This window comes from Streptomyces sp. NPDC127100 (genome assembly GCF_042724095.1).
Taxonomy (GTDB): Bacteria; Actinomycetota; Actinomycetes; order Streptomycetales; family Streptomycetaceae; genus Streptomyces.
This window is the reverse complement of the sequence record NZ_JBHXFL010000066.1, coordinates 1-25,244: the sequence shown is the minus strand read 5'-3', so window position 1 is coordinate 25,244 and position 25,244 is coordinate 1. Positions and strand designations below refer to the sequence as shown.

Annotated in this window: 16 protein-coding genes, 2 tRNA genes and 1 riboswitch; of the genes, 9 read left to right on the top strand and 9 right to left on the bottom strand. The window is 72.5% G+C overall.

Annotated elements, in window-relative coordinates; all coding sequences use genetic code 11:
• Positions 1-303: 303 nt before the first annotated feature.
• Positions 304-2,196 carry a sigma-70 family RNA polymerase sigma factor gene (locus ACFWJB_RS33570; RefSeq protein WP_386926992.1) on the top strand — a complete coding sequence of 631 codons (1,893 nt, stop codon included), beginning with the start codon at positions 304-306 and terminating at the stop codon, positions 2,194-2,196.
• On the opposite strand, the gene ACFWJB_RS33565 is transcribed toward ACFWJB_RS33570, so the two are convergent.
• A complete protein-coding gene (locus ACFWJB_RS33565; protein ID WP_386926990.1) occupies positions 2,183-4,321 on the bottom strand; it encodes an asparagine synthase-related protein in 2,139 nt (712 codons plus the stop codon). The two genes, ACFWJB_RS33570 and ACFWJB_RS33565, sit on opposite strands and share 14 nt — an antisense overlap.
• Before the next feature lie 709 nt (positions 4,322-5,030).
• Here ACFWJB_RS33565 and ACFWJB_RS33560 point away from each other — a divergent pair.
• The 4 genes from ACFWJB_RS33560 (at position 5,031) to ACFWJB_RS33545 (ending at position 9,980) form a co-directional block, all read left to right on the top strand.
• Complete coding sequence (locus ACFWJB_RS33560) at positions 5,031-6,455, top strand: MFS transporter (RefSeq protein ID WP_385468916.1); 1,425 nt, start codon at positions 5,031-5,033, stop codon at positions 6,453-6,455.
• An 85-nt stretch (positions 6,456-6,540) separates the two neighbouring features.
• Entirely contained in the window at positions 6,541-7,761 is a 1,221-nt protein-coding gene (gene lhgO / locus ACFWJB_RS33555) for an L-2-hydroxyglutarate oxidase (protein ID WP_386926988.1), read from the top strand.
• 28 nt (positions 7,762-7,789) lie between these two features.
• Positions 7,790-8,653 (top strand): tRNA (guanosine(46)-N7)-methyltransferase TrmB, encoded by an 864-nt coding sequence (gene trmB / locus ACFWJB_RS33550; RefSeq protein ID WP_386926986.1) that lies wholly within the window; start codon positions 7,790-7,792, stop codon positions 8,651-8,653.
• Positions 8,654-8,663: 10 nt separating this feature from the next.
• A complete protein-coding gene (locus ACFWJB_RS33545; protein WP_386926984.1) occupies positions 8,664-9,980 on the top strand; it encodes a PrsW family intramembrane metalloprotease in 1,317 nt (438 codons plus the stop codon).
• A 69-nt stretch (positions 9,981-10,049) separates the two neighbouring features.
• Here ACFWJB_RS33545 and ACFWJB_RS33540 read toward each other — a convergent pair whose 3' ends face one another.
• The 5 genes from ACFWJB_RS33540 to ACFWJB_RS33520 form a co-directional block, all read right to left on the bottom strand.
• A complete protein-coding gene (locus ACFWJB_RS33540) occupies positions 10,050-10,994 on the bottom strand; it encodes an aldo/keto reductase (protein ID WP_385468900.1) in 945 nt (314 codons plus the stop codon).
• Positions 10,995-11,143: 149 nt separating this feature from the next.
• Complete coding sequence (locus ACFWJB_RS33535) at positions 11,144-12,175, bottom strand: M23 family metallopeptidase (RefSeq protein WP_385468897.1); 1,032 nt, start codon at positions 12,173-12,175, stop codon at positions 11,144-11,146.
• Between the two features lie 11 nt (positions 12,176-12,186).
• A riboswitch (cyclic di-AMP (ydaO/yuaA leader) is annotated at positions 12,187-12,342 on the bottom strand.
• A 261-nt stretch (positions 12,343-12,603) separates the two neighbouring features.
• Entirely contained in the window at positions 12,604-13,797 is a 1,194-nt protein-coding gene (locus ACFWJB_RS33530) for a PP2C family protein-serine/threonine phosphatase (RefSeq protein WP_386926981.1), read from the bottom strand.
• Positions 13,798-13,958: 161 nt separating this feature from the next.
• A tRNA-Met gene (locus ACFWJB_RS33525) sits at positions 13,959-14,032 on the bottom strand.
• 52 nt (positions 14,033-14,084) lie between these two features.
• Positions 14,085-15,218 (bottom strand): dihydrofolate reductase family protein, encoded by a 1,134-nt coding sequence (locus ACFWJB_RS33520; RefSeq protein ID WP_386926979.1) that lies wholly within the window; start codon positions 15,216-15,218, stop codon positions 14,085-14,087.
• A 410-nt stretch (positions 15,219-15,628) separates the two neighbouring features.
• Here ACFWJB_RS33520 and ACFWJB_RS33515 point away from each other — a divergent pair, with 410 nt between their 5' ends.
• The 4 genes from ACFWJB_RS33515 to ACFWJB_RS33500 all read left to right on the top strand — a co-directional run bounded on the left by ACFWJB_RS33515 (position 15,629) and on the right by ACFWJB_RS33500 (position 21,050).
• Complete coding sequence (locus ACFWJB_RS33515; RefSeq protein ID WP_386926977.1) at positions 15,629-16,072, top strand: hypothetical protein; 444 nt, start codon at positions 15,629-15,631, stop codon at positions 16,070-16,072.
• A 9-nt stretch (positions 16,073-16,081) separates the two neighbouring features.
• A complete protein-coding gene (locus tag ACFWJB_RS33510; protein WP_386926975.1) occupies positions 16,082-17,893 on the top strand; it encodes an alpha/beta hydrolase in 1,812 nt (603 codons plus the stop codon).
• A gap of 28 nt (positions 17,894-17,921) precedes the next feature.
• Positions 17,922-18,392 carry a hypothetical protein gene (locus tag ACFWJB_RS33505; RefSeq protein ID WP_385468886.1) on the top strand — a complete coding sequence of 157 codons (471 nt, stop codon included), beginning with the start codon at positions 17,922-17,924 and terminating at the stop codon, positions 18,390-18,392.
• Between the two features lie 396 nt (positions 18,393-18,788).
• Positions 18,789-21,050, top strand: coding sequence for an N-acetylmuramoyl-L-alanine amidase (locus ACFWJB_RS33500; RefSeq protein ID WP_386926973.1), 2,262 nt, complete (start codon positions 18,789-18,791; stop codon positions 21,048-21,050).
• Between the two features lie 60 nt (positions 21,051-21,110).
• Here the strand turns inward: ACFWJB_RS33500 and ACFWJB_RS33495 are convergent.
• The 3 genes from ACFWJB_RS33495 to ACFWJB_RS33485 all read right to left on the bottom strand — a co-directional run bounded on the left by ACFWJB_RS33495 (position 21,111) and on the right by ACFWJB_RS33485 (position 25,005).
• Positions 21,111-21,183 (bottom strand) — tRNA-Lys (locus tag ACFWJB_RS33495).
• 108 nt (positions 21,184-21,291) lie between these two features.
• The gene (locus ACFWJB_RS33490) at positions 21,292-22,827 is read right to left on the bottom strand and encodes an amino acid permease (RefSeq protein WP_385473418.1); all 1,536 of its coding nucleotides are present in this window, start codon (positions 22,825-22,827) and stop codon (positions 21,292-21,294) included.
• A 57-nt stretch (positions 22,828-22,884) separates the two neighbouring features.
• Complete coding sequence (locus tag ACFWJB_RS33485) at positions 22,885-25,005, bottom strand: FG-GAP repeat domain-containing protein (RefSeq protein ID WP_386926971.1); 2,121 nt, start codon at positions 25,003-25,005, stop codon at positions 22,885-22,887.
• Between the last annotated feature and the right edge of the window lie 239 nt (positions 25,006-25,244).

Below are 25,244 nucleotides of genomic sequence, written 5' to 3'. Positions count from 1 at the left end.
CGGGCGGGCCGCGGGGGAGCCTCCGCGCGTCCCGCCCGGTGCGCGTCGGGTCCGGGGCGTGATGCCGGCCTCAGGGGCGGGCGACGCGGCCCGGCCGTCGGGTCCGGGGTGCGCGTCCGGGCCGGCGGGGCGGCCGGGGACAAGGGAGTGCCCCTTCCCCGAACGGGTGACCTCCCGTTCTGCGTTGCCGCACGGGACCACGGACGAGTGACCGTCCGCGGTACGGGTCCCCGGCGATGGGCCCCCGTGGCAGCCTGACCCGGTGTTCGGGTCTGGGTGGGCAGGTGTCGGGGGCTTTCCGCGATGAGCGTTGACAGGCGCGACGGCGCACTCGGTGACGGCGGCACCGGACCGGGCGACCCGCCGCGGGTACCGGGCCAGGGCGGCCCCGCGTCCGTCCCGCGGGGCGGCGTCCCGGCACAGCGGGAGCCGCACGAGGACGGCGTGCTGCCGCCCCCGCGCGGCGTGCCGCCGTCCGACGCCGAGCTGATCGGGCTGATGCGCTCGGGCGACGACTCGGCCTACGAGGAGCTGTACCGGCGCCACGCTGCCGCGCTGCGCCGGTACGCGCGCACCTGCTGCCGCGACGCGCACACCGCCGAGGACCTCACCGCCGAGGTGTTCGCCCGCATGCTCCAGGCGGTGCGCGGCGGTTCCGGACCGGAGCACGCCGTCCGCGCGTACCTGCTGACCTCCGTACGTCGCGTCGCGGCGGGCTGGACGCGGTCGGCCGGGCGGGAACAACTGGTGGACGACTTCGCCGTGTTCGCCGCGCAGTCCGCCCACGCCACGAAGGCACCGGACGACGACACCCTGGAGCTGGGCGCCGACGTCCGGGCCCTGCACGAGGCCGAGCGGTCCATGGCCGTGCGGGCGTTCCGGTCGCTGCCGGAGCGGTGGCAGGCCGTGCTGTGGCACACCGAGGTCGAGGACGAGTCGCCCAGCGAGGTGGCCGTGCTCTTCGGGCTGGACGCCAACGGCACGCGCGTGCTCGCCAGCCGCGCCCGCGAGGGCCTGAAGCAGGCCTACCTCCAGGCACATGTCAGCGATGCCCTCGCCGCCGACGAGGCGTGCGCCCGCTACGCCGACCAGCTCGGCACCTACGCGCGGGGCCGGCTGCGCATCCGGGCCGAGCGGGGCCTGCGCAGGCATCTGGCGGAGTGCGCCAGATGCCGGCTGGCCGCCGGCCAGATCGAGGAGGTCGCGAGCGGCATCCCCGCCGTGGTGCCGGTCGCGGTCGTCGGCTGGTTCGGCGCCGCCGGGTACACAAAGGCCGCCGGGCTCGTCGCCGGTGGTGCGGGCGCCGGTGCGGCCGGTGCCGCGGCCGCGGCGGGCGGCGGCACGTCCGGCGGAGCGGGAGCAGGGAGCGGAGCCGCGGCCTCCGAAGGGCTGGGCGCGCCGGTGAAGGCCGGTATCGCGGCCGGTGTGACGGCGGTGGCCGCCGCGGCGGCGCTGACCCTCGTACCGGCCGGGGACGACGCCCCGGACAAGGCGCCGCCGAACGCGGCAGCCCCGCCCGCCTCCTCCCCGGTGGCACAGCCCGCGCCGGACACCCCGGCGCCACCGCGGCGGACCCCGCCCCCGCCGGCGGCCGCGCCCGAACCGGCCCCCACGCCCACGCCCACCCCCGTCGCGTCGGCCACGCCCCCTCCGTCGCCGGCACCCACCCCCGCACCGACCCCGAAGCCGAAGCCCCCCGCTCCCACTCCCGCGCCGACACCACCCCCGGCGCCCACCCCGACCCCCTCTCCGCCACCCGCCCCGACCGTCTACCGGTGGAGCGACCTCGCGTACGACGTGAGCGGCGACGGCACCGGGCCCGAGATGCGGCTGGCCGGGAGCAGCTGGGTGTGGCGCCGCTCCGCGCTGTCGATCGGCGGGGTGGGGTACGCGCACGGCGTCACCGTGAACGGACGCTCCTCGGTGACCATCGGCCTCAACCGCCCGTGCTCGTCCTACGACGCCCTGGTCGGCGTCGACGACCTGACGGCGAAGCTCGGCAAGGTCCGCTTCTCCGTCTACGCGGACGGCGTCCGGCTGTGGAACTCCGGGACGGTCGGGGCCGGGGACCCGGCGGTACCCGTCCATGTGGACATCTCCGGGCGCGGGACCGTACGGCTGGTGGCCGAGCCGCACGGGCCCTTCGACCCGGCGGCGCTCGCGGACTGGGCGGGGTCGCGCTTCACCTGCGCGTAGGGGCCCGCCGCACCACGGCCCCCGCGCCGCCCAGCGCACCCCGTTGCGGCGCGATGCCCGCGGGGACCGCGCGTTGCCGTGCCGGGGTGCCGGTCCAGCAGGTGCCGCGGCGGGCGAGGAGGCGGCGGAGCCAGAGCTCGAGGGAGATCAGGTCGGCCAGCCCGTCCAGCGGCAGCGGTTCGCCCGCGGCCGCCCCGCGCACCGCCTTGCGCACGACCCGCGCCTCGACCAGCCCCGCCTCCGCGAGGAGCGGCGTGTCGAACAGGGCCAGCAGGGAGTCGGTGGCGACCCGCAGCCCCGTCCGCGCGGCGGAGGCGGCCAGTGCCTGCGTCGGCGCCCCCCACCCGCTCGGCAGCTCACTCACCCCGGCGCCCTCCAGCACCGTCCGCAGGATCGCGGCCCGCGCCCCCGGCTGGACGCGCAGCGCCTCCGGCAGCGCCCGGCAGGCGCGGACCACCTGGTTGTCGAGGAAGGGCGCGTGCAGCCGCTGGAAGCGGATCTCGGCGGCCTGCTCCAGCACCCGCACGTCGGCCGCCTGCCGGGCCAGTGCCGCACGCGCGCGGAAGTCACCGGGCCGCTGCCCCGGCCCGACCCCGGACCGCTGGGTGGACGCCTGAAGGCGAACCGATACTTCAGCGAGTGCCTCTCCGGTCAGCCACCGCGCGGCCGGCCCGGGCCCGGCCCAGGTGAGCACGGCGAGCGACGCCTCCACCGCGCCACCGCCCCCGCCGGCCGACTCGTCGAAGCGCCGGCGCAGCAGTCGTTCGGCGAGGCCCTCGACGCCCGCGCGGTAGGGCATGCGCGACAGGCGCCGGGCGGCGGCGTACACCCGCGCGGGCACCAGTACCGAGCCGTCGGCCTTGGCGAGCGCGGCGACCGGGCGCACCAGATGGCGCCGTTTGCGGTCCATCAGCAGGTCGGCCAGCCGCGCCGGATGGGCGTCCAGCACCTGCCGCGCCCCGTAGCCGGTGAAGTGGTCCGCGCTGCCGGCGGCCAGCCGCGCCCGGTGCCGTGCCGCCGACACCAGGCAGGAGCCGGGCTCGTCGGTCAGGGGCCCGTCGAGCGCGGCGTACGGCAGGACCTCCTCGCCGCCGGTGACGACCACGTGGTGCAGCCGCGGGTTGGCGGCCAGCGCCCCCGCCCGCTCCAGCTCGGACTCCCGTCCGCCGACGGCCAGGTCGTTGAAGGTGACGGCGAGCAGCCGCTCCCCGGCGCCCGTGCCGTGCCCGAGCACGGTGCCCGGCATCCCCGGCAGCCCGGCGGCCAGCAGCGCCAGCGTCCCCGAGGCCGGTCCGCCGGACAGGTCGGCGCCGATCCCGGGCACCGGCATCCCGCGCGCGGCCCGGCGCTCGGCCGGCCCCATGCCCGGCACCGGCCCGGGGTCGATGCCGTCACCGGGGACGTGCCGGGGCGCGGCGAGGCGGGTCCGTACGGCTTCCACCAGCGCGTCCCGCACGCCGTCCACGGCCCGGTCCGGGTCGGCCGCGGGTGCCGCCACCGCCAGTGAGGCCACCGGTTCGTACCCGGCGATCTCGCGTGCCCCGGCGCGCAGGATCAGGGCGTGCCCCGGCGGGATGCGCTTCACGCCGTCGTACGGGGTGGAGTCGTCCAGCGCGGCCGGTACGTCCGGGGCGGCGAGCAGCGCGGCGAGGTGCCCGAAGTCGAGGTTGGCCTCGACGAGGTCGGCCAGGGGCAGCGCGGCGGTCGCGTAGGCCGTGCCGCCCGCCCAGGGGGTGTAGAACACCGGCCGCGCGCCCGCGAGGTCGCCGCAGACGGTGATCCGCCGGCCGACCTGGACGACCGCCGTGTAGCTGCCGGGCCAGGCGGTCAGGTGCCGCAGGGCCCCGCCGCGCGCGGCGAACAGCCCGACGCGCAGCTGCTCGTCGGTCGCGCCGCAGATGCCGAGGACGGCGATCCGCGTCTGGGGGTCGGCGGTGACGACGCGCACCTCGTCGGGGCGCCAGTCGCCGACCGCCCACAGGGGGTCGGGGTCGCCCCACAGGAGCTGGGACCCCACGGGCTGCACCGTCTCACCGTCGTACCCGGTGGCCCCGGCGGAGCCGACGCCACCCGCGCTTCCCGCGGCGCCCACGGCGGTGCTGCTCCACCCCACCAACCACCGCATCGACGCCTCCACAGGCCGGGGAACCAGTGCACCGTACGAACTGGTTCCCCATGCTGCCATGAAGGGCGCGCCGCAGAGCGTCGGCGGAGCCGCGTGTGCTCCCATGAATGCGCCCCCGCGGATACCCACACGGGGACGTCAACTCCCGGTGGCCGAACACCGGCCACGGCGCGGTGCCTCCCGGGGGCTCGCACCGGCGACGCGAATGCGCCCCCGGAACGCGCCCTTTGGCTCCCCGATGCGCCCTCAAGTCCGTGGTGAGGGCGTCGGCGCCTCCTAAACGCGGGGGGCTTCTTTTGGCCAAATCGGCGTCACACGGACGGTCTTGAACACGCTCCGTACAGGTTCTGCGCACCACCCGGCGGTGCACGGTCCGGGAGACGGGCCACGCCTCCCGGACCGGTCCGCCGCCCGCGGGGATGTAGGCGGCGGCGTCCCCCAGCCCACCGGATCCAGTACAGCGGGCCGACCCACGCACCGCCATGGAACCGCTCCCCGGGTGGCCGGAGAAGAGCGCACGGACGGGCGCACGGCCACACACCGGGAGCACGCGGCGACGTTCCGTACAGGCGCCGCGCTTCCGTACGGACCACAATCCCGCCATCCGGAACAATGCCTCTTAACGCATGGGATGCGGCGAACTACGCTGGGTTTACGAATGCCGCGTGGTTATGCCAGTGCGGCAGCCGTCTGTGTCGAGGGGTGGCGCATGTCCAGGGAGCAACGCGGGCCGAACGAGAAGCTCGGCGCCGTTCTCGCCCTCGCGGGAATCAGCAACGCAGGACTCGCCCGGCGCGTCAACGACCTCGGCGCCCAGCGCGGGTTGACGCTTCGCTACGACAAGACGTCGGTGGCGCGCTGGGTGTCTAAGGGCATGGTGCCGCAGGGTGCGGCCCCGCACCTGATCGCCGCCGCCATCGGCCAGAAGCTCGGCCGTCCGGTGCCGCTGCACGAGATCGGCCTGGCGGACGCGGATCCCGCCCCCGAAGTGGGTCTCGCCTTCCCGCGGGACGTCGGCCAGGCGGTCAGGTCCGCCACCGAGCTGTACCGCCTCGACCTCGCCGGACGCCGGGCCGGCGCCGGCGGCATCTGGCAGTCGCTCGCCGGATCGTTCGCAGTGAGCGCATACGCAACGCCCGCCTCGCGGTGGCTGATAACCCCGGCCGACAGCTCGGTGGCGCGCGACGCGGGCCCGGCCGAGGGCTCCGGCGCACCGCTCAAAGTCGGCCACAGCGATGTGCGCAAACTGCGGGAGGCCGCCGAGGACGCCCGCCGCTGGGACTCCAAGTACGGCGGCGGCGACTGGCGCTCGTCCATGGTGCCCGAGTGCTTACGCGTCGAGGCGGCACCCCTGCTCCTCGGCTCCTACTCCGACGAGGTCGGCCGCGCCCTCTTCGGCGCCTCGGCCGAGCTGACCCGGCTGGCCGGCTGGATGGCCTTCGACACCGGCCAGCAGGAGGCGGCCCAGCGCTACTACATCCAGGCCCTGCGCCTGGCCCGCGCGGCGGCCGACGTCCCCCTGGGCGGCTACGTCCTCGCCTCCATGTCCCTCCAGGCCACCTACCGCGGCTTCGGCGACGAGGGCGTGGACCTCGCCCAGGCCGCGCTGGAACGCAACCGCGGCCTGGCCACGGCCCGCACCATGAGCTTCTTCCGCCTGGTCGAGGCCCGTGCACACGCGCGCGCGGGCGACGCGCCGGCCGCGGGGGCCGCCCTGAAGGCCGCCGAGAGCTGGCTGGAGCGCGCCCGTCCGGGTGACAACGATCCGACGTGGCTGGGTTTCTACTCCTACGACCGGTTCGCCGCCGACGCGGCCGAGTGCTATCGCGACCTGAAGGCACCACGCCAGGTGCGCCGCTTCACCGAGCAGGCCCTGTCGCAACCGACGGAGGAGTTCGTACGCTCGCACGGACTGCGGCTCGTCGTCTCGGCGGTGGCCGAGCTGGAGTCCGGCAACCTGGACGCGGCCTGCGAGCAGGGCGTGCGGGCGGTCGAGGTCGCCGGGCGCATCTCCTCGGCCCGCACCACCGAGTACGTCAAGGATCTCCTGCACCGTCTGGAGCCGTACGGCGACGAGCCCCGGGTGGTCGAGCTGCGCGAGCGGGCCCGGCCGCTGCTGGTGACCCCGGCCTGAGTCCGGTGCCGCGCGGGTTTGAGGGCATTGTCAGTGGCGCAGTGCACTATCGAAGCCGGGCGACGGACCGGGAAGGGACCGGGAGGTGGAACACGTGCGGACCGGGATCGCATACGACTGCGACGTGCTGGTGATCGGCGGCGGGATCGTCGGCCTGTCGACGGCGTACGCGATCACCCGCACCGCGCCCGGCACCCGCGTCACGGTGCTCGAGAAGGAACCGGGACCGGCCCGGCACCAGACCGGCCGCAACAGCGGCGTGATCCACAGCGGCGTCTACTACCGCCCGGGCTCGCTGAAGGCCCGCTACGCGGTGCGGGGCGCCGCCGAGATGGTCAAGTTCTGCGCGGAGTACGGCATCGACCACGCGGTCACCGGCAAGCTGATCGTCGCCACCGACCGGGCGGAGCTGCCCCGGCTGCACGCGCTCGTCCAGCGCGGCCGGGAGAACGGCATTCCCGTGCGGGAGCTGGGCGCGGCCCAGATCCACGCGTACGAACCGGAGGTCCGGGGCCTGGCGGCCATACACGTCGGGACGACCGGCGTCTGCGACTACACCGGGGTGGCACGGCAGCTGGCCCGGGCCTCGGGCGCGGAGATCCGCTACGGCGCGGAGGTCCAGCGCGTCGACCGGCGCCCGGACCTCGGGGTCGCCGTCCGCACCCGTACCGGTGACGTGGTCCGGGCCCGGGTCCTGGTCAACTGCGCCGGTCTGCACTGCGACGAGGTCGCGCGGATGACGGGTGACGACCCGGGAATGCGGATCGTCCCGTTCCGGGGGGAGTACTACGAGCTCGCGCGGCCGGAGCTGGTGCGGGGCCTGGTGTATCCGGTGCCCGACCCGGCGTTCCCGTTCCTCGGCGTGCACCTGACCCGCGGCATCGACGGCAGCGTGCACCTCGGCCCGAACGCGGTGCCGGCGCTGGCCCGCGAGGGCTACGGCTGGGGCGTGGTCCGGCCCCGCGAGCTGGGTGCCACGCTCGCCTGGCCGGGCTCGTGGCGCATCGCCCGGCGCCACTGGAGGTACGGCGCCGGGGAGCTGCGCCGGTCGGTGTCCAGGGCGGCGTTCACGTCGGCGGTGCGCAGACTGCTGCCGGCGGTGACGGAGGGCGACCTGGTGAAGGCGCCGGCGGGGGTGCGGGCGCAGGCGGTGCTGGCGGACGGGACGCTGGTGGACGACTTCCTGATCAAGGAGGGGGCGCGTGCGGTGCACGTCCTGAACGCACCGTCCCCCGCCGCGACCGCGGCACTGCCGATCGGCCGGGAGGTGGCCCGGCGGGCGCTGACGGCACTGGGCGCGGGATGAAGCGGCCCGGCCGTAAAATCGACTCACTGTGTCTGATTCACGCCATGCCCCCGAAAGCCCGCAGCCGCCCCTCGGCACCCCCGACCGGCATGCCCGTGCCAAGGGCGAGCCCCGGTTCCCCGACGGGCCGAAGGCCGATCCCGCCGGGTCGCACTTCGAGCGCCGTATCCGGAGCTTCCAGCCGCGCCGCAGCCGGGTGACCACCGGGCAGGCGGACGCGCTGCAGCGGCTGTGGCCGAAGTGGGGCCTGGACATAGACGGGCAGCGGGTCATCGACCTCACCGAGCTGTTCGGGAACACCGGCCCCGTCGTCCTGGAGATCGGCTTCGGCATGGGCGAGGCCACCGCCCGGATGGCCGCGGCCGACCCGGACACCAACATCCTCGCCGTGGACGTCCACACCCCCGGCCAGGGCAATCTGCTCGCTCTCGCCGACCGGAACGGGCTGTCCAACATCCGCGTGGGCAACGGCGACGCGATCATCCTGCTGCGCGAGATGCTCGCCCCCGGCTCCCTCGCCGGACTGCGCGTCTACTTCCCCGACCCCTGGCCGAAGAAGCGGCACCACAAGCGCCGCCTGATCCAGCCGGAGTTCCTGACCCTGGCCGCGTCCCGCCTCGCGCCCGGCGGCGTCGTGCACTGCGCCACCGACTGGGAGCCGTACGCGGAGCAGATGCTCGAGGTCCTCACCGCGCACCCCGACTTCGAGAACACCGTGCCCGGCGGCGGCTTCGCGCCGCGTCCCGACCACCGGCCGCAGACCCGTTTCGAGGGCCAGGGACTGGAGAAGGGACATGTGGTGAACGACTTGCTCTTCCGCCGCGTCCAGCCCTCCGTGCCCGACCGCGGGCAGCACGGCGAACAGCACGAGGAGCAGCCTCCCACCGGTTAGGGTCCATGCCGTGGCCACCAGTCCCCCGTATCCGACGCGTCCGCCCACGCAGCCCCGCACGCGTCCGCACTGGTGGCAGCGCACCTGGGTGCGTTACGGCGCCCCGGCCGTCCTGCTCGCGCTCGCCGGCGCGGTGATCCTGGCCCTGGTGCGCGAACAGACCGGTACGCAAGGGTTCCTGGTGGGGCTGGGGCTGGCGGTCTTTCCGGTACCGCTGCTCGTGGCCGCCTTCCGCTGGCTGGACCGGGTCGACCCCGGCCCCTGGCGGAACCTGCTGTTCTCCTTCGCCTGGGGCGCCTGCGCGGCGGCACTGATAGCGATCGTCGCCAACAGCTTCGCGACCAGGTGGATAGCGACGGCCACCGCCGACCCCGGCGGCGCGGACACCCTGGGCGCCACGGTGATAGCGCCGGTCGTGGAGGAGTCCGCCAAGGCCGCGGCGGTGCTGCTGGTCTTCCTCTACCGCAGACGGCACTTCACCGGCATCATCGACGGCTTCGTCATAGCCGGTGTCACCGCCACGGGCTTCGCCTTCACCGAGAACATCCTCTACCTGGGCACCGCCTTCGGCACCGACCAGCTCACCGGCGACCGGGGCTTCGCCTCGGTGACCGCGGCGACCTTCTTCGTCCGGGTCGTCATGTCGCCCTTCGCCCACCCGCTGTTCACCGTGCTCACCGGCGTCGGCTTCGGCGCCGCCGCGCTCTCCCCCGGCCACCGGCGCCTGCGGCGCGTGCTGCTCCCCCTGTCCGGCCTGCTGCTCGCGATGGGCACGCACGCGCTGTGGAACGGCTCGGCCTCGCTCGGCGAGTACGGCTTCTTCGCCGTGTACGCCGCTTTCATGGTGCCGGCCTTCGGGCTGCTGACCTGGCTCGCGGTGTGGACCCGGCAGCGCGAACTGGGCGCCGTGCGGGCCGAGCTGCCCGTCTACGCCGTGGCCGGCTGGCTGACGCCGGCCGAGCCGTTCGCGCTCGGCTCGATGCGGGCGCGCCGCATCGCCCGGCAGTACGCCCGCCGTCACGCCGGGAAGCCCGCCGCGCGGACGGTGGCGGAGTACGCGGCGTACGCGACCTCGCTGGCGTCCCTGCGGCACCGGGGGCTCCGGGGCCGGGCGGGCGCCGACTACGTCGTACGGGAACGGGAGTTGCTGACCGAGCTGTGGCGTCGGCGGGAGGTGGCGCGCCCGGCACTGGACCACGCGGCCCGTGCCACGGCGCCGCCGCTCCCGGTGGCCGTGCCCCCGTGGCCGGCGTACGGGACTTACGGCGCGTACGGCGCGTACGGCGGCCACGCGGCGCACACGGCACCCGCCCCGTACGCCGCGTAGGCCCATGCCCCCGGCACCGCGTACCCGTACCGGTCGTAGCGGCGGCTGAGCGGTCCCCGGGCGGGTGCCTCAGGCGGACGCCTCCGTCAGCCCGCGCACCTCGGCCTCCGTCAGCTCCAGCTCCGCCACGCCCAGCAGCGCCGGAAGCTGCTCGACCGTCCGCGCGGAGGCGATCGGCGCGGCCACCGTCGGCCGGGCCGCCAGCCAGGCCAGGGCCACCGTGGCGACCGGCACGCCGTGGGCCTCGGCGATCTCGTCCAGGGCGGTGAGCACCCGCCGGCCGCGCTCGCTCTCCAGGTGCTTGGCGGCACCGCCCGCCCGGGGGCTGTCGACGGTCGTCCCGGGCCGGTACTTGCCCGTGAGGAAGCCGGCCGCGAGGGCGTAGTACGGCACGGCGGCGAGACCGGCCCGCTCGGCGACGTCGCGCAGCCCGCCCTCGTACGTGTCGCGCGAGACCAGGTTGTAGTGGGGCTGGAGGGCCACGTACCGGGCGAGGCCCTCGCGGTCGGAGAACTCCAGGGACGCCGAGAGCCGCTCGGCGGTGATGTTGGAGGCGGCGATGTACCGGACCTTGCCCGCGCGCACCAGTTCGTCGAGCGCGCCGATGATCTCCTCGACCGGCACCTCGGGCTTGTCGAAGTGGGTGTAGTAGAGGTCGATGTGGTCGGTGCCCAGGCGGCGCAGCGAGGCGTCGGCCGCGGCCTTGATGTTGGCGGCGGACAGGCCGGGGTACTCCGGGTGCTGGCTGACCTTGGTTGCGATGACGAGGTCGGCGCGGTTGCCGCGCGCCGCGAGCCACTTGCCGATGAGGGTCTCGGACTCGCCGCCGCTGTTGCCGTCGACCCACGCGGAGTAGGAGTCGGCGGTGTCGACGAAGTTGCCGCCGGCGGCGGTGTAGGCGTCGAGGACGGCGAAGGAGGTGTCCTGGTCGGCGGTCCAGCCGAAGACGTTGCCGCCCAGGGAGAGCGGGAAGACCTCGAGGTCGGAGGAGCCGAGCTTGCGCAGAGAAGTCATGTAGGGCGACAACAAGCGCCCCGGAACCGGTCATTCCAGCGCGACGCAAAGTTCGCGCAAACCGGCAGCCCTGACGTCGGGGGGTCGCCGTCAGGACTGCCGGGATCCGGAGGTGGGTGTCGTGGGCGCCGCTGACGGACGCCCCGGTCTCAGAGGCTGAGGCCCTTGCCCTGCAGCCAGGCCGCCGGGTCGACGCCGCCCTCGGCACCGCCGACGTGTACCTCGAAGTGGAGGTGCGGTCCGGTGACGTTGCCGGTGGCGCCCACGCGGCCGATGACGTCCCCGGTGCTGACCTTCTGGCCGACTCCGACGCTGATCGACGACTGGTGGCAGAACCACAGCTCGGTGCCGTCGTCCAGGGTCAGGATGGTGCGGTAGCCGTAGGAACCGGCCCAGCCCGCCTCGGTGATCGTGCCCGAGTGGACGGCCTTGACGAGGGTACCCGTGGGCGCGGCGAAGTCGAGGCCGGTGTGGTGGCCGGAGGACCACATGGAACCGGCCTGACCGAAGGTGGAGGTGATCGTGTACGAGGAGGTCGGCAGGGTGAACTGCTTGGCCAGCTCGGCGAGCCGCTCGGCCTCGGCCTTCTTCGCGGCCTCCTCCTCCGCCTTCTTCTTGGCGGCGGCGGCCTTGGCCTCGGCCTCCTTCTCCGCCTTGGCGGCGGCCTCGGCGGCCTGCTTCTCGGCGGCGGCCGCGGCCTCGGCGGCGGCCTTGTCCTCCACTTGGACCTGCTGCTGCTCGGCCTGCTGCATGATGCGCGCCCGCAGGACCTCACCGGCGTCGGTGGTGCCCTCGGCGGTGTCGCCGGCCGTCACGCCGATGCCGCTGAGCGGGGTGGCGGAGCCCTCGGGCTCCGGCTCGTCGTCGGAGATCAGCGAGCCGACGTTCGGCAGATCGGGCATCGAGATCGACACCGGCGGCTTGCCGGTCTGGGCGCTGGCCATGCCGCCCGCTCCGACGGCCGCGATGACGCCGACGCCGAGGACGGTGGAGCTGCGGGCGAGTCCGCCGCGCTGCTTGGCGACGCGGTGCCGGCCGCGCACGGGACGGATGGACTCCGCGGTGGGGTTCCACTCCTCCCAGGGGCCCTCTTCGGCGCGGTGGCCGTCGTAGCCGAAGGATGCGGTGTCGTGCGTGCTCGGCACGAACGGGGCCTCGGGGGCAGGCCGGTTGGACGCCACGTGGGCGTACTCCTTTCCTTCCTTCCGCCTACCGGGTTAGCTGACGGGTTCGGAGCAGGAAGGTCTCCTACGCGCGTATACGTGCCGTGTCTCCACGGCGGCATACGCCCGATTCACCCCAAGTGGTGGTTCCCCGGTTCCCTCACGGGATTCGGCGCGTGCGCACGGAGCCGCCTTCTGTGACGGCTGGGACGACCGCGCTGCGTTATCGAACGTTAATAGACGCGAGGCGCCGATTCCAAGCCGTTCCTCTTGATCGTTAAGGGATCGGGCCCGGACGTACACCCCATGAAGGGCCAAATGCGGTCCAGTTGACCGCCCCTCAGGCCGAAAGATCACCACACACGTTCCTGATGGTGTGTCAGTTGTTATGCGGAGGGCGCTCACTTCGTCACCCCCCGTGACTCTGTTCGATGTGGTCGTCCGGCTCAGTGCCGGTGCACGGCGAGCAGGGCCATGTCGTCCGCCATGCCGCCCCCGGAGTGCCGTCGCACCTCGTCGGCGAGGGTGTCGAGCAGGTGCGCCGGGCGCCGGAAGACCCGGCCGGTCAGCCGGGCGTGGGGATCGTAGAAGCGGCCGTGGGCGTCGCGGGCCTCCGACAGCCCGTCGGTGTACAGCAGCAGCGTGGCACCGCCGGGGAAGCCGGTCGGCACCGCCCGGTCGGGCCACACCCCCAGCTCCCCCATCCCGAGCGGCAGTGCGGACTCCGTGGCCTGCACCGGGTGCACGGTGCCGTCGGGGTGCAGCAGCAGGGGCGGCGGATGGCCGCGGTTGACGACGCGGACGACCCCCTCGCCGTGCGGGAGTTCGGCGAGGACGGCGGTGGTGAACCCCTCGAAGGCGTCCAGCCCGTCGCGCCGGGCCCCCTCGCGCGCCAGCGCCCGCTCCAGCCGCTGCGCGACCGCCTCCAGCGTCGCCTCCTGCTCGGCGGCCTCCCGGAAGGCGCCGATCACCACGGCGACGGCGGCCACCGCGCCCATGCCCTTGCCGCGCACGTCGCCGACGATGAGCCGCACGCCGCGCGCGCTGTCCTGCACCGCGTACAGGTCGCCGCCGATGAAGGCGCCGGCCTGCGCCGCCTCGTAGCGGGCGGCGATCTCGAAGCCGCCGATCCGCCCGGCGGGCTCGGGCAGCACGGCGCGCTGGGCGGCCTCGGCGATCTCGCGGGCGGAGGCGAGCCGTTCGTCGGTGCGGCGGACGAAGGCGTTCACGAAGACGGCGAGGCCGGCGACCGTCGCGATGGTGATCAGCTCGGTGAGCGAGTCCACGTAGTGGATGACGCCCTTGCTCAGCTGGAGCCCGACGACGGCGGCGACCACGGCGAGGCCGGTGAGGGCGGTGCCGCGCCGCGAGTAGACGGGCGCCGCGACCAGGGGCGCGGCCGTGTAGAGGGGACCCGCGGTGAAGTACCGGGGGGTGAAGAGGTCGTACAGGATGGCCACGACGATGAGCAGGACGGGGAGCAGGCGCACGAGGGCCCGGCCGTACGGGGTCCGCCGCCGCTCCCGCGCGACGGGCGGCGCGGGCACCGGGCCGAGGCCGGGATCGGGCACGGGGTCGCCGGGCAGCCGACCCCCGGCCCCGGCATACGGGCCCTCGCCGTCCACCTCACCTGGCCGCACCACTCGTCTCCCGCCGCCCCTGCACGTCCACGCCGCTTGCCGTCCCGTCCTCCAGGTTTCCCGGAGGAGGGGCGGGGAGCGAGCCGTGCGGGCCGGCCGGGTGACGGAGGCGGACACACCGAAGGCCGGAATCCTTGAGGATTCCGGCCTTCGGCCTTGAGTAGCGGGGACAGGATTTGAACCTGCGACCTCTGGGTTATGAGCCCAGCGAGCTACCGAGCTGCTCCACCCCGCGTCGTTGTGTCACCAGTGTACGTCATGTCGGGGGTGGAACGCACACGCGTTCCTCAGTGGCCCGCCAGGTGACGGTTCGGGCCCTTCGCCGCCGCCTCGAACTCCGGCAGCAGGACGACGACGGCGCCCCCGTCGGTGAGCACCCCGCTGCCGTCGGCGCCCGACACGAAGGTGTCCGGCTCGCTCCAGGCCGTGACCACGCGGCGCACCCCGGCGTCGAGGATCAGCCGGGCGCAGGGGGCCGGCCGGGAGGAACGGCGGGCGCACGGTTCCAGGCTGCTGTACACCGTCGCGGTCGCGAGCCGCGGATCGGACGGGTCGACCTTGGCGAGGGCGGCCTCCTCGGCGTGCACGACCGGGTCCCCGCCCTCCCGGGAATGGCCGCGCGCGAGCTCCGTGCCGTCGGCGGCGACGACCACGGCACCCACGCTGAACGCCGTGCCGGACGGCGGGCACAGCTCGGCCAGCTCGCAGGCGAGCGCCAGCCAGTGCCGGTCGGCGGCGGACACCCGGCCGGCGGAGCCCGGGGCGGTCGGCCGGTACCGCATGAGCACGACGTCCTCGATCCGCCGCGTCTCCACCAGCCTGAGCCGCCCGCGCTGGTAGTCGCCGGGCCCGAACAGCCGGGGGGCCTCCGGGTCCCCGACGAACACCGGGGCGAGGACGAGCTGCAGCTCGTCGGCGAGCCCCTGCCGCACCAGGCTGCTGTGTACGGTCCCCCCGCCCTCCACCATCAGCCGCCGCACACCCCGCCGGTCGTGCAGGTACTCCAGCGCCGCGCGCCATTCGAGCGTGTCCCCGAGCGGCACGACGTCGGCGGCGATGCCGAGCGCGTGGGCCCGCCGGGCGCCCTCGTCGGTGGTCAGCAGGACCTTGTCCCCGCCGGTGTGCCAGAAGGCCGCCGCCGGGTCCAGCTCGCCCGACCCGCTGACCGTGACCTTCAGCGGGTACTCCGGCTTCCCCGCGGCGACCCGGGCGGCCCGTCGCCCGGACGCGTTGACCAGCAGCCGCGGGTTGTCGGCCCGGATCGTGCCGGCGCCGACCAGGATCGCGTCGACGGACGCCCGCACCTCGTCGACCCGGTCGAAGTCGGCCGGGGAGGACAGCAGGAGCCGCTCGGGACCGGTGTCGTCCAGGTAGCCGTCGAGTGACACGGCGGCGGAGAGCAGGACGTACGGGAGGGACATGGGCGTACTCCGGTGAGGGCGGGCGGACGGGCTTGCGGGAGCGTGGCCGCGTGCCCGCCTGGGGCGCCGGTACGGGCGACTGCTACGGCTTGGGCCTTGAGCGTCCGGCCCATCTGCCAGGTGGGAGGCCTTCTTCGACGATAGCTGCCCTTCAGCGCTGGACTGGTTCATGGTGCGGCTCATGAGCACGCTCCCGGATCGCCGGCCATGGATCGTCCGCCGCCTTCTCGCGTCCGTCCCACCTCTTTTCTGGGCGCGATTCGCCTGAGTACCCGTACTCAGACGCGCTGGTGGCCGACACTGATGTCCGGTGAGATGACAGGTCATTACCGTACGGACCCGACCACCATCATCAAGCGGTCGTATCGACGTACACGTCCACTCGACAGCGCACAACAGGGGGGCCACTCATGGCATGGGACGAATGGGAGCGGTTAAAGGCCGCAGCGGCCGAACGCAACAGCGCACAGATGCAGCTGAACCAGCTACCTGCTGAGCAGAGCGGCGGCACGGGCGACCTCATCTCGAACAAACCGGCCTGGACCAAGAGCGGCACGGACATCGGCTCGCTGCGTGAGGACATCAGCAAGGCCACAGCAAAACTCGAGGACGGCCAAACCGGACTCGGCAGCGACACCGGCTGCCTGACCGCTGCCGCCCAGAAGGACGTCTACGACTCCTGGGATACCTACGTCACCAAGGTCAGCGGGCGCTGCGGGAAGCTCTCGGGTCTGCTGGTGAAGGCGGGCAACGACCAACTGAAGACGGACCAGTCGGTCGAAGCCGAGATCACCAAGCTCGTGGTGGCGTACGCGGACACGTCGGCTGTCGGTGGCCAGGACAAGGGGCGGTGACCGGACGCCATGGACCTCGCGACGTTCAAGGCGCTCAAACCGACCGAGTACTCCGAAGCGGCAGACGGTTACCGCAGCACCGCCGACATGGCGAGCGCGGTCAAGGACCGCATCGACAACCAGATAGCAGTGGCCATGAGGAACCAGCTGAAGGGCAAGGCCGCCACCGCGGCGGGCACGCAGCTGGGTGGACTGAGCCAGAACTTCCACTACATACAGACGCAGTGCGGCCTCATCAGCACCGCTCTCGAAGCGTTCTCCTACGAGATGGAAGCGGCCAAGCGAAAACTCGATACAGCCCTGGAGAACGCCAAGGCGGCCAACCTCACCGTGAACTCCGACGGATCGGTCTCCTACCCGCCCGGTGGCGCGAAAGGCGAGGACGGCAAGACCCCCGACGGCGGCACGGTGAACGGCCTGACGGACAGCACCGCCTCCGCCGTCGGTCGGCAGGCGGCCAACTTCGACCCCAACCCCCACCACCGCCTCGCCCAGGACTGCGCCGACCTGATCGCCACCGCCCTCAAGGAGGCGACCGAGGCGGACGGGAAATGGGCACCCAAGCTCCGGGCACTCAAGGCGGACGACGACCTCACCGTCTCCGACGCGGACTGGTCCGACGCCCACTCGGACATGGCCGGTGTGCGCGAGGCGGGCAAGAAGTACCTCGACACCCTGCCGCAGCCCCCGAAGGAGGGCAGCGCCGAGGACAACGCGGAGTGGTGGAAATCGCTCAGCCCCGAAGAGCAGAGCGCATGGATTTCTGCCAATCCCAAAACCGTGGGAGAACTGAACGGGCTTCCGTCCGCAATCCGAGACGAGGCCAACCGGATCGTTTTTGATGAGACGCGTGCACAACTTCGCATGGAGTTGAACTCGATACCCAAGCCTCCCGCCAACGAATGGACTTGGATCACCTCAGGTCCCTACCCGTCCAAGGTGCACACCGACGAATGGATGGACTGGCACAGAGAGTACGGGGATCGCTCCAAGCAGCTGAACCAGACCCTGAAAGGCATGGGCTACATCCAAGACCGCTTTGACAGGACCGGCGTAAGGGGCCTGCCCGAGGCATACCTGCTCGGATTCGATCCCAAAGGGCTCGGCGACGGCAAGGTCATCATCGCCAATGGAAATCCGGACACGGCCGACCATGTGGCTGTCTATGTGCCTGGAACGTACGCCGGCCTCGAGAAGATCGGGGAAGGCGGAGATCACGGGGACATCGGCCGCGGGGAGAAACTGTGGACAGAGAGCAGTGCGCTCTCACCGGGCCAGAACATTTCCACGATCACCTGGCTCGACTACAACGCTCCAGATAATATCGTCCCCCAAGCGACCAGCGGAAAATATGCCGAAGAAGGTGGTCCGCGCCTGTACGACTTCCTCCAAGGAAATAGGGAAGCCCACGAGAACGCGTCAGGAAGCACCGCCCACACCACGGTTATCGGTCACAGTTATGGAAGCACGGTTGTCGGCGTATCGGCACAGACCGGAAGCTGGAAGGATCCTGAGGCCGTCGACGACTACATCTTCGCAGGGAGCCCTGGCGTCCAAGCGGACCATGCAGCCGACCTGGGGGCAGGGGCGGATCACGTGTGGGCGATGGGTGGGCCAGGGGACGATCAGGTCGTCCGCCAGGGTGGTCGCCTGATGGGGCTTGGCGACAACCTGACTATTCCCACCGACGAATCGTTCGGCGGGAACATCATGAAAAGCGACTCAGATGGACACAGTGGATTCTGGGACGAAAGTTCTCAGAGTCTACGAAACCAGGCCGCCGTAATATCGGGCAAGTACCATAGGGTTGAACTTGAATAGGCGATTTCCGGAACTTCTGTATATCTTCGTGGCCAGCATTCTTCTGGCCGCTTGTTCACAGGGAAGTGAGTCGGCCGACATGGAAGTGCGCGACGAAGAAGCCGTCAAGACACAGGTTGAGCAGGCATCCAGCAGGATTTTGGAAATAATGGCACTCAACGGAAAGGTGACGGACACCGGCGCCATGACCATTCGGTGTTCGGATTACGAATCGGATGAGAATGTCTACCGTGCCCGCCATCCGTGGAGTGTGTACCAGGTCCCCGTATCCGACATGGAAAAGGCTATGGACCGCCTCCGTGACGGACTTCCGGAGAAGGGCTGGAAGATCGTGAAGGACGGCGTGGACGACAGCCCCGCCAAGAGCCCGCAGATCGTCGCCGAGTCCAAAGGACAGGAGTACGCCGTTGATGTGCGACTGCTCGATGAACGAAAGTACGGCGACGACCCCTCACTTCTTGAGGTAACGGTCCAGTCAGCCTGCTATCGAGCCAAGTAGCCGTTCTCATCCCACATCGGCGCAGCATCAACGGCTCCTCCGCCGTCATGCATTGCCGCACAGCCGTCGCCTCGGCGGGACTGGCTGGGGCCTCATCATTGTTCCCGACGGTCAGCCCGACCGTGGCAGGCATAGTGGCCGGGGCGACGAGGCGTAAGGTCGCGGTCGGGGTGGTGAGGCGACATCGCTGCCCGAAGGGACGGGATCACGTTTCAGTGTTCTACGTCACCTCTGTGTGCATCCCCGTGATGTTCGTCGTGCGCAACACGCTGTAGAAATGAGCCATCCGTGTGACGGGTGTGCCCTCACATTTCTTTCCGAAGCCTTGCCGGCTTTCTTTGGGGTGGGTTTGTCATGAGTCGTCGTCGTACGTCACACGCGTACAGACCGCTGAGCTTGAAGAGACGGGCGTGGCTGACGCTCGGTGCCGTGGTGCTGGGGGGCGGGGGTGTGGTGACGTACGCGGTCGCCAGCCCGTCCGACGATCCCGGCACGACGGGCCGGGCCAAGCGGCCCGTGAAGGTCTACGACCTCGCGCTGAAGGGGACCGCGCGCGGCAAGCGGGAGCTGCCGCGCACGGAGACCAGGCAGTTCTCCCTGGTCGGCGTGTCCTGGGCGGGGCCCGTCGAGGGGCTCGACGGCAGGGCGCAGGTGCGCACCCGCGATCTGGCGAGCGGCGAGTGGAGCACCTGGCACGACCTGGAGGTGAACATCGACCCGCCGGAGGACCCGGAGGCCGGGATGCGCGGCGCGTCCGAGCCGCTGTGGGTCGGTCCCTCCGACGGCGTCGAGGCCCAGGTCCTCCACGAGGACGGCACCACCGGCACGCTGCCCAAGGGGCTCGAGGTCAATCTCGTCGACCCGGGCGTGGTGACCAAGGCCGAGACCCAGGCGACCGGCCCGGCGGCGTTCGTCGCCGAGGAGAGCAGCCCGGCGGCCACGACCACCGATTCCGCGTCGCCCACCGACGGTACGACCGCGACGCCGACGGACGGGCAGACCGGGACGGCCCCCGCGCCGGCCGAGAGCACGTCCCCGGCGGCCACCGGCACCACCACCGCCGCGCCGACGCCCACCGACTCGCCGTCCGGCTCCGCGTCGCCGAGCCCGACGGCCACCACGCCGTCGGCCCCGCCGTCCACCGTGCCCAAGCCGCCGGTCACCTCGCGCGCCGGCTGGGGCGCCGACGAGTCGCTCAGCCCCGACCCGTCCGAGTACAACCCCGACGTGAAGGCCGTCTTCGTCCACCACACCGACGGGGCCAACGACTACTCCTGCGCCGACTCCGCGTCGATCGTGCGGGGCATCTACGCGTACCACACGCAGGTCAACGGCTGGAACGACGTCGGCTACAACTTCCTGGTCGACAAGTGCGGCACCGTCTTCGAGGGCCGCAAGGGCGGCGTCGACCTGCCGGTGCTCGGTGCTCACACCTACGGCTGGAACCGTGAGTCCGCCGGCATCGCCGTGCTCGGTGAGTTCAGCTCCACCGGTACCACCAACGCCGCGCTGGCCTCCGTCGCCCGCGTCGCCTCCTGGAAGCTCGGCCAGTACGGCGCCGATCCGGCCGGCACGGTGCAGCTCACCGCCGGGGCGAGCCAGAAGAACTACTTCGGTACCAGCTTCACCGCGGGCACCAAGTACACCTTCAACCGGATCTCCGCCCACCGCGACGGCTACAACACGCAGTGCCCCGGCAACACCCTCTACTCCCAGCTCGCGACCGTCCGCGCCTGGGCGGCCGGTCCGGTGCAGGGGCTGAAGGTGGCCTCGGTCGGCGGCGCGAGCCTGTCCGGCACGACGTACTACACCAAGGGCGCCCTCAGCGTGAAGTGGCAGGCCACCACGCCCGCGTCGCTGGTCAAGAACTACCAGCTCCTGGTCGACGGCAAGACCGTCGTCACCGCCTCCGGCACGGCCACCTCGGCGAACACGACCCTGCCGCTGGGCAGCCACACCGTCGCGGTGCGGGCGGTCCACCAGTCCGGCAGGACGGCGACCACCACCGCGCTCAACGTCGTCGCGGAGACCACCGCTCCGGTGTTCACCACCACGCCGAAGCTCTCCCTGCGCACCGGCACGGTCAGCACCACCGACGTCCCGGTCACCCTCGCCTGGAAGGCGACCGACGACAAGGCGCTGCGCGGGGTGAAGCTGCTGTCCCCGACGGCCGCCACCTTCGGGCCGACCTGGACCGCCAACAACCGGACCGCCAAGTCCGGCACGGCCTCCACCTGGACGCTGCAGGCGTACGACCACGCCGGCAACTACCGCAACGCGTCCGCCTCGTACACCCCGGTCATCCTCCAGGAGACGTCGGCGGTGCGGTCCGGCAGCTGGACGGCCCGTTCCTCCACCAGCTACCTGGGCGGCAAGTCGTACTCCAGCGGGAGCAAGGGCGCGGCGCTCACCTGGACCTTCACCGGCCGTTCCGTCTCCTGGGTGGTCTCCCGGGCGTCCAGCTCGGGTCAGGCGTACGTCTACGTCGACGGCGTCAAGGCCGCCACGGTCGACCTGAAGTCCTCCGCCACCCTCTACCGGCAGGCGATCTGGACGAAGACCTGGTCCGGCAGCGCCAAGCACACCGTGAAGATCGTCGTGGTCGGCACCAGCGGCCGTCCCACCATCACCACCGACGGTCTCGTCTACATCAAGTAGGGGCCGGACAACGAAACAGCGCCCGGGCCGGCGGAAGCCGGCCCGGGCGCTGTTTCGCGGTAGGCCCTGTGGGACTCGAACCCACAACCAATGGATTAAAAGTCCACTGCTCTGCCAATTGAGCTAAGGGCCCGCGGCGTGGTGCGTGATGTTGCCACACCGAGCATAGCCCGATGCGGCCGGGACGCCGATCGGGTATCGGGGACTCGGCCGCGTCGGCGGGCACCGGGGGGGGACTCCGCTACGGGTCCACCGGCTCGGGGGCGTTCGCGCGGGCCGCCGCCCGGGCCCGGGTGCGTTCGTGGTCGGGGTTGAGGAACCAGTGCCGGGCCGAGGCCAGCCACCAGGCCGCCGCGAAGCCCAGGACGGCCAGGACGGCGATCGGCGCGTAGTTGAAGGTCTCCCAGGTGACCGGGGACACCTGCGGCAGCATGAACAGGACCGTGATGACGCCGACCCACGTCACCGCGACCACTCCCACCGCCCGCGACCAGCGCCCCAGGTGCCAGGGCCCGCGTTCGAAGGCGTCGCCCTTGCGCAGCCGCAGGAAGGTCGGCACGACGTAGGCGATGTAGAGGCCGATGACGGCGATCGACGTCACCGCCGCGTACGCCGTCACGTTGATCAGGTAGGGCAGGCCGAGGGCCAGGGCGCCCAGCGCGGCCAGCCAGACCGCCGCGACCGGCGTGCGGGTGCGCGGGTTGACGGAGTGCCAGACGTGCGAGCAGGGCAGTGCGCCGTCACGCGAGAAGGCGTAGATCATGCGGCTGTTGGCGGTCACCGAGGCCATCCCGCAGAACAGCTGCGCCCCGATGACGACGAGCAGCAGCAGCTTGCCCGCGGTCGCGCCGAGCGCGTCGAGCAGGATCTGGGCGGGCGGGGCGCCGGTCGGGGAGGCGAGGGCGCCCTCGTAGGACTGGATGGCGAAGGTGAAGCCGAGCAGCAGGACGAAGCCCGCGATCCAGGACGTCCAGATGGAGCGGACGATGCCCTTGGGGCCGGCGGTGGAGGCGTCGCGGGTCTCCTCCGTCATGTGGGCGGAGGCGTCGTAGCCGGTGAAGGTGTACTGGGCCATCAGCAGGCCGATCAGGACGACGTAGACGCCGCTGCCCCAGCCGGTGTTGTTGACGAACTCGCCGAACACGAAGGAAGCCGGCCGGTGGTCGTCGGGGGCGAAGGTCAGCGCGCCGACGATGACCGCCACGCCGACGACGTGCCACCAGACGCTGACGCTGTTCAGCAGGCCGACGATGCGGACACCGAAGGTGTTCAGCAGGCCGTGGAGGACCAGGATCGCGGCGAAGAGGAGGATCGTACGGCCCGGCGTGACCTCGAAGCCGAACTGGAGGTTCAGGTAGGCGCCGAGGAACGACGCCGCGCCGAAGTCGATGCCGGCGGTCACCGCCACCTGGCCCAGCACGTTGAACCAGCCCGTGAACCACGCCCAGGCCGCCGCCGTACGGGGCGGCGCGAGGCGGTGCGCCCAGAAGTACAGGCCCGCCGACGTCGGGTACGCCGAGCAGATCTCGGCCATCGCCAGGCCGACGAAGAGGGTCATCAGGCCGACGGCGACCCAGCCCCACGTGATGACGGCGGGGCCGCCCGTGTTCATGCCGAACAGGTAGAGGGTCAGGCAGCCGGAGAGGACGGAGATGATCGTGAAGGAGACCGCGTAGTTGGAGAACGCCGACATGCGGCGGGCCAGGACCTGGGTGTAGCCGAGCTGGGCCAGCCGTTCCTCGTCCGAGAGCCCGCTCGCCTTGGCGTCATCTGTCATGCCCCCAGCAATTCCCATGCCGGGGGCGTGACATGCGTCACAGTGCGGCCGGGTCGGCTAGAACAGGCCCCTGTAGCCCTGCCAGCCGGAACCGATCTGCACCCGGGCCCCGAAGGACCCCTTGCCGTTGCCATCGTTGCGGAACAGGTTGCCCGCGGTGTCCCGCTCGACCAGGTCGGGGTTGCCGTCCCCGGTGATGTCCCCGACGCCGACGACGGCGTCGTAGCCGACGGCCCAGTTGGTGAAGACCTGCACGCGGGAGCCGAACGTGCCGTTGCCCCGGCCGTCGTACCGCCACAGCGTCCCGGCCGTGTCGCGGGCCAGCAGGTCGCCGTAGCCGTCGCCGGTCAGGTCGCCGGCGCCCACGACGTGCGTGTAGCCGGTCCACGCCGAGGCGATCCGCACCCCCGGCGCGAGCCCGCCCCTGCCGTCGGCGACGAACAGGTACAGGTCCCCGGTCGACGCCGTGCGGGCGATCAGCTCGCTGCGCCCGTCGCCGGTGACGTCACCGACGGCGGTGAGCACGTCGTACGCGTTCCAGCCCGTGCCGAGCGAGGTGTGACTGCCCGACGGCACGTACGAGCCGCCGCACGTGCCCCGGTAGCGGCGCAGCTCACCACCCGGTGTGCGGACCAGCAGCTCGGCGCACCGGTCCGAGTCCATGTCGCCGAACGGCACCACGACCGTGCCCGCGGGCCAGCCAGCACCGGACTCCTGGCCGGTGAAGGTGCCCGAGCCGTCGGTGTAGTGCACGGTCAGCGTGCCGGAGGAGTTCAGCGTGACCAGGTCGCCGTAGCTGTAGCCGGCCAGGTCGTGGTGGCCCGGCCGGCCGCCGCTGTAGCCGATCCGCCCGCTCGTCGACCAGGTGCCGCCGCCCTCGTCGGCGGTGGCGGTCAGCGTCCACGTCTTGGGGCCGCTGTACGGGTGGTCGCCCGCGTCCGTCCTCAGGTCCCAGTTGACGTCGACGGCGACGCCGTCGCCCCTGAGGGTGCGTTCGGTGCGGCCCTGTGCGTCCTTGACGGTGAAGGTCCAGGACGCGGGCCTGTTCAGCTGCCAGTAGCTGTCCCAGGAGCCGGCTCCGGCGCGTTCCGTGGGGTCCACGGCGTCGCCGGCCACGTCGGACTCGATGCTCGTCAGCGCCTGGGCCGGCACGCCGCTCTGCACGATCCGGACCGCCTTGTCCGGGCCGGCGTACGCGATGTCACCGCCGAACTTGTCCACGGACCAGGTCAGCCGCCGCTGGTCGGCGGTCGTGCCGGCCGGGAGGTCGGCGACCGGACGCGGGGCCGCGACCGTGCCGCTGTGGAAGTCCGTCAGCATCAGCTTGCCCGCGGTCCGGTCGTGCCGGACCAGGAAACCGTCCCCGACGAGCGCCGGCCCGGGCGGGACGGCGACCGTCCTCCCGGCCGTGCGGTCGTACACCCCGGCCGCGCCCGTGGGCCCGCAGTTCCAGTAGACCCAACGGCCCACGACCTGGAGCTCCTTGACGGTGCACGGCGCGCCGGTGGAGACCGTCGCGACGAACTTGCTCCCCTCCAGGTCGTACGCCCTCACCGTGCCGTCGCCGGTGCCGGGCACCCACAGGTGCGGTCCCCACACGGAGGCCGCGCTGAGGGGACGGGTCAGGCGGACGTCGCCCCGTCGGTAGGGGTGCACGGCGTCGACGTACTGCATCCCGGAGGACGCCGCGTCGTAGAGGTAGTAGCGGCCGGTGGCGTCCACGAAGCGGCCGCCGGCGACCGACGGTTCCTCGTTGCCGGCGAGCGAGTTCTCCGTGAGGTGGATCTGCGCGGTCTGCCCGCCCGATCCGCCGTTCATGAAGTAGCCGGTCCAGGTGTTGCCGAAGGAGCGCATCGGGACGCAGCCGCCGGCGTCGCACGGCACCCGTTCGGCGTGACTGCCCTCGGCGTACGTGCCGGCGTACCCGCGGGTGGTCCGGTCCAGCACCGTGGTGCCGTCCGCCGAGATCCGGCGGCCGATCACCCACTGGCCGCCGCTCGGGGTGTTCTCCACGGTGGTCAGGAAGCCACCCGCGTAGTCGATGCCCCACACGCCGTCCGTCTGGATCGGCGTGGGTGCCGGATCGGCGGCGCCGGCCGCGCCGGCGGTGGTCAGGGAGCCGGCGCCGAGGGCGGCCAGGCAGGTCAGAGTGAGCGCGATCCGGGCACGCCGGGTCAAGGGTCCCTCCCCAGGGAATCGGGAAACGGCATGCCGTGGCGGCGCATTCCGAGTCCCCCTCGGCCGCCCCGCACATGCCAAGCCCGGGGATGCTAGCAACCGGTCCGGGGCGGCGGCAGCGAATACGGAGGAGCGGGAACGCGGAAGGGGCCGCCCCCCGGGGGGGGGGGGGGCCCTCCCGGCCCCCGGGCCCGTGTAGCCCTGCTCGGCCGCCGCGTGCAGCGTCCAGTGCGGGTCGT